The sequence below is a fragment of the Pedobacter sp. 01T416_2 genome (genome assembly GCF_056398925.1).
In genome coordinates this window covers 1-3901 of the sequence record NZ_JBFTQI010000574.1, presented here as the reverse complement: position 1 = coordinate 3901, position 3901 = coordinate 1, and the positions used below count along the sequence as shown (strand labels likewise).

The 3901-nt window shown below is 37.6% G+C and carries 7 protein-coding genes; all 7 read left to right on the top strand.

Annotation, left to right across the window (positions count from 1 at the left end; genetic code table 11):
• Positions 1–106: 106 nt before the first annotated feature.
• Positions 107–505, top strand: coding sequence for a 30S ribosomal protein S8 (gene rpsH / locus AC1DPQ_RS20540; protein ID WP_010599896.1), 399 nt, complete (start codon positions 107–109; stop codon positions 503–505).
• Positions 506–523: 18 nt separating this feature from the next.
• The gene (gene rplF, locus AC1DPQ_RS20535; RefSeq protein WP_477610714.1) at positions 524–1081 is read left to right on the top strand and encodes a 50S ribosomal protein L6; all 558 of its coding nucleotides are present in this window, start codon (positions 524–526) and stop codon (positions 1079–1081) included.
• Between the two features lie 5 nt (positions 1082–1086).
• The gene (gene rplR / locus AC1DPQ_RS20530; RefSeq protein WP_029278655.1) at positions 1087–1440 is read left to right on the top strand and encodes a 50S ribosomal protein L18; all 354 of its coding nucleotides are present in this window, start codon (positions 1087–1089) and stop codon (positions 1438–1440) included.
• A gap of 17 nt (positions 1441–1457) precedes the next feature.
• Positions 1458–1976 (top strand): 30S ribosomal protein S5, encoded by a 519-nt coding sequence (gene rpsE, locus AC1DPQ_RS20525; RefSeq protein WP_477610713.1) that lies wholly within the window; start codon positions 1458–1460, stop codon positions 1974–1976.
• A gap of 4 nt (positions 1977–1980) precedes the next feature.
• A complete protein-coding gene (gene rpmD / locus AC1DPQ_RS20520) occupies positions 1981–2160 on the top strand; it encodes a 50S ribosomal protein L30 (protein WP_010599892.1) in 180 nt (59 codons plus the stop codon).
• A gap of 103 nt (positions 2161–2263) precedes the next feature.
• The gene (gene rplO, locus AC1DPQ_RS20515) at positions 2264–2710 is read left to right on the top strand and encodes a 50S ribosomal protein L15 (RefSeq protein ID WP_025145210.1); all 447 of its coding nucleotides are present in this window, start codon (positions 2264–2266) and stop codon (positions 2708–2710) included.
• Between the two features lie 7 nt (positions 2711–2717).
• On the top strand, positions 2718–3901 hold a 1184-nt coding region (secY, locus tag AC1DPQ_RS20510; protein ID WP_477610712.1), incomplete at its 3' end, for a preprotein translocase subunit SecY.

The following is a 3901-nucleotide window of genomic DNA, read 5'->3' as shown; positions in this document are numbered from 1 at the left end:
GCTTTAGTCTTTGTGCTTTAGTCTTTTTGCTTTTAAAAGAATTTTAACCGGTAGCAGGTCCCACAGCTGGGTAGCAGAAGGAAACCACTATCAAAAACAATAAAAAATGAATACAGATCCAATAGCAGATTATTTAACAAGAGTAAGGAATGCCATTAAGGCCAACCACCGTGTTGTAGAAATTCCTGCATCAAACCTTAAAAAAGAAATTACTAAAGTTCTTTTTGACAAAGGTTACATCGCGAACTACAAGTTTGAAGATACTACAGTTCAAGGCACAATTAAAATTGCTTTGAAATACAATCCAATTACTAAAGTTCCTGCTATTCGTACATTAGTGCGAGTAAGTAAACCAGGTTTGAGAAACTATGCTGGTGTTGAAAATATGCCAAGAGTATTAAACGGTTTAGGTATCGCAATCTTATCTACTTCTAAAGGTGTAATGACCGATAAAGAAGCAGCCAAATTAAACATTGGTGGTGAGGTATTGTGTCACGTTTATTAATATTAGGAGAACAGCACAATGTCAAGAATAGGAAAAGCCCCAATTACAATCCCTGCAGGTGTTACAATTACCGTATCAAAAGATAACGTAGTAAGTGTAAAAGGTCCTAAAGGTGAATTAACACAAGCAGTAGATTCAGATATCACTGTAAGTCAGGAAGACGGAATTTTAACAGTTCAACGTCCTTCAGAACAAAAGAAACACAAAGCATTACACGGTTTATATCGCTCATTGCTTAACAACATGGTTGTTGGTGTTACAGAAGGTTATAAATTAACTCAAGAATTAGTAGGTGTTGGTTACCGTGCTACAAACCAAGGTAACACACTAGATCTAGTTTTAGGTTATTCTCACCACTATGTATTCCAGTTACCAGAAGAGATTAAAGTAACTACATCTTCAGAAAAAGGTCAGACTCCTAAAATCATTTTAGAAAGTATTGACAAACAATTGATCGGTCAAGTAGCAGCGAAAATCCGTTCGTTACGTGCACCAGAGCCATATAAAGGTAAAGGTATCAAGTTTGTAGGTGAAGYGTTAAGAAGAAAAGCAGGTAAATCAGCATCTAAAAAATAGTAATCATGGCAGGTAAAAAATTATCAAGAAGAGATCGTATTAAAAAAGGGATCAGAAAAAGACTTACCGGTTCGGAAGAACGTCCAAGGTTATCTGTATATAGAAGCAATAAAGGGATTTATGCGCAGGTAATTAACGATGTAACCGGTAAAACAATAGCATCAGCATCATCATTATCGAAAGATTTTACTGGTACTGGAAACAAAAGCGATCAGTCGGTTGCAGTAGGCAAATTAGTTGCCGAAAAAGCAATCGCTGCAGGTGTTAAAGAAGTTGTTTTCGATAGAAATGGCTATTTATACCACGGTCGTGTAAAATCGTTGGCAGAGGGTGCCCGCGAAGCTGGTTTAGTATTTTAATCTGAAGAAAAAGTAAGATGTCAACTATTAATATAAAAAGAGTAAAAACCACCGATATCGAATTAAAGGATCGTTTGGTTAGTATACAACGCGTTGCCAAAGTAACCAAAGGTGGCCGTACTTTCAGCTTCTCAGCAATTGTTGTTGTAGGTGATGRAAACGGTGTTGTTGGTTTCGGTTTAGGTAAAGCGAAAGAGGTAACTGAAGCAATCGCTAAAGGTGTGGATGATGCTAAAAAGAACTTGGTAAAAGTTCCAATTTTAAACGGTACTGTTCCTCACGAGCAAATCGGTAAATTCTCAGGTGGTTTTGTTTTAATCAAACCAGCTGCAGTAGGTACCGGAGTAATTGCTGGTGGTGCGATGCGTGCTGTATTAGAGAGTGCTGGCGTGCATAACGTATTGGCAAAATCTAAAGGATCATCTAACCCACACAACGTAGTAAAAGCAACTGTTGATGCATTAACTAAAATGCGTGATGCTTATACAGTAGCTCAAACTCGTGGTATAGATTTAAACAAAGTATTTAACGGATAATATCATGGCTAAGATCAAAATAACACAAGTAAAAAGCGTTATCGACAGAAGCGAGCGCCAAAAAAGAACCGTTCAGGCTTTGGGTTTATCTAAAATGAACCAAAGTGTTGAGGTTGAAGCTACTCCGCAAATTATCGGTATGGTTCGCAAAGTGAACCATTTGGTAGCAATCGAAGCAATCTAGTAAAAGTTTTAAAGGTAGTATGGGTAAAAGCCGTACTACCTTTATATATGTTTAATCGTTGTACCTGTTTAGTGAAAGCGAAGGGCAACACAAATTCAAAAAAATGAATTTAAGTAATTTAAAACCTGCAGTAGGTTCTACAAAAAACAGCAAAAGAATTGGTCGTGGTACAGGTTCTGGTCGTGGCGGTACTTCAACTCGTGGTCACAAAGGTGCGGGTTCTCGTTCAGGTCACAAAACCAAAATCGGTTTCGAAGGTGGTCAAATGCCTTTACAACGTCGTGTGCCTAAAGTTGGTTTCAAACCAATCAACCGTACAGAATATGTTGGCGTAAACTTAGATGTTTTACAAGCTTTAGCTGAAAAACACAGCTTAACAACTATCGATTTCGCTGCTTTACAAGCACATGGTTTAGCTTCTAAAAATGACTTAGTTAAAATTTTAGGTCGTGGTGAAGTTAAAGCAAAGCTAGAAATTACAGCACATGCGTTCTCTGCAACCGCACAAAAAGCTATTGAAGCCGCAGGTGGTTCTATTGTAAAATTGTAATTATTAAATGAAGAAGCTATTTACTACTTTAAGTAATATCTGGAAAATTCAGGAATTAAAAGAGCGTATATTGTTTACGCTCTTAATTCTTTTGGTATACCGTTTCGTATCTCACGTGGTTTTACCAGGTGTAGATCCAACTGCTTTAGGCAATAACGAAAAATCAGGAATCTTAGGCTTACTAGATATGTTTGCCGGAGGTTCTTTCTCTCGTGTGTCTATTTTAGCGTTGGGGGTAATGCCTTATATCTCTGCATCGATTGTGGTGCAACTATTGGGTATTGCTGTTCCTTCTTTCCAAAAAATGCAGAAAGAGGGCGAAAGTGGTAGAAAGAAAATGAACCAGATTACCCGTTACCTAACGGTAGCGATCACAATCGTTCAATCTGTTGGTTACGTTAAAACGCAAGTTCCCGCAGAAGCTATTTTATTGCCAAATACTTTATTCTTAGTGTTATCTACGTTTGTATTAACAGCAGGTACATTATTTGTAATGTGGTTGGGCGAAAAAATTACTGATAAAGGTATTGGTAACGGTACATCACTAATCATTATGGTTGGTATTATTGCCCGTTTACCAGTTGCAATTTCTCAAGAATTTAGTGCACGTGTAGGCTCATCTAGTGAAGGTGGAGGCCCGGTGGCATTGGTTTTAGAGATCGTTGCATTATTTGCTGTGGTAATGTTTACCATTTTAATTGTTCAAGGTGTACGTAAAGTACCTGTACAGTACGCAAAGAAAATAGTTGGTAACCGCCAGTTTGGTGGTGTCCGTCAGTACATTCCTTTAAAGGTAAATGCTGCTGGTGTTATGCCGATCATTTTCGCTCAGGCGTTAATGTTTATTCCAGGTGCTTTAATGCAGTTTGTTCCTTCATTACAAGGTTCTTGGTTAATCCAGTTCAGTAACACAACTTCGTTGGCTTATAGCTTAACGTTCGCATTTTTAATTATCGCATTTACTTTCTTCTATACTGCAATTACAGTTAATCCAACTCAAATGAGTGATGATATGAAGAAAAACGGTGGTTTTATCCCAGGTGTTAAACCGGGTTTTGCAACATCAACTTTTATTGATGATGTAATTTCTAAAATCACTTTCCCAGGTGCAGTATTTTTAGCGATCATTGCTATTTTACCTTCGTTAGCGGTTAAGTTCGGCATTAAACAAGAGTTTGMGCACTTCTTCGG

Coding starts and splice junctions, on each gene's coding strand:
- rpsH (WP_010599896.1), top strand. CDS start 107: ATGAATACAGATCCAATAGCAGATTATTTAACAAGAGTAAGGAATGCC.
- rplR (WP_029278655.1), top strand. CDS start 1,087: ATGGCAGGTAAAAAATTATCAAGAAGAGATCGTATTAAAAAAGGGATC.
- rpmD (WP_010599892.1), top strand. CDS start 1,981: ATGGCTAAGATCAAAATAACACAAGTAAAAAGCGTTATCGACAGAAGC.
- rplO (WP_025145210.1), top strand. CDS start 2,264: ATGAATTTAAGTAATTTAAAACCTGCAGTAGGTTCTACAAAAAACAGC.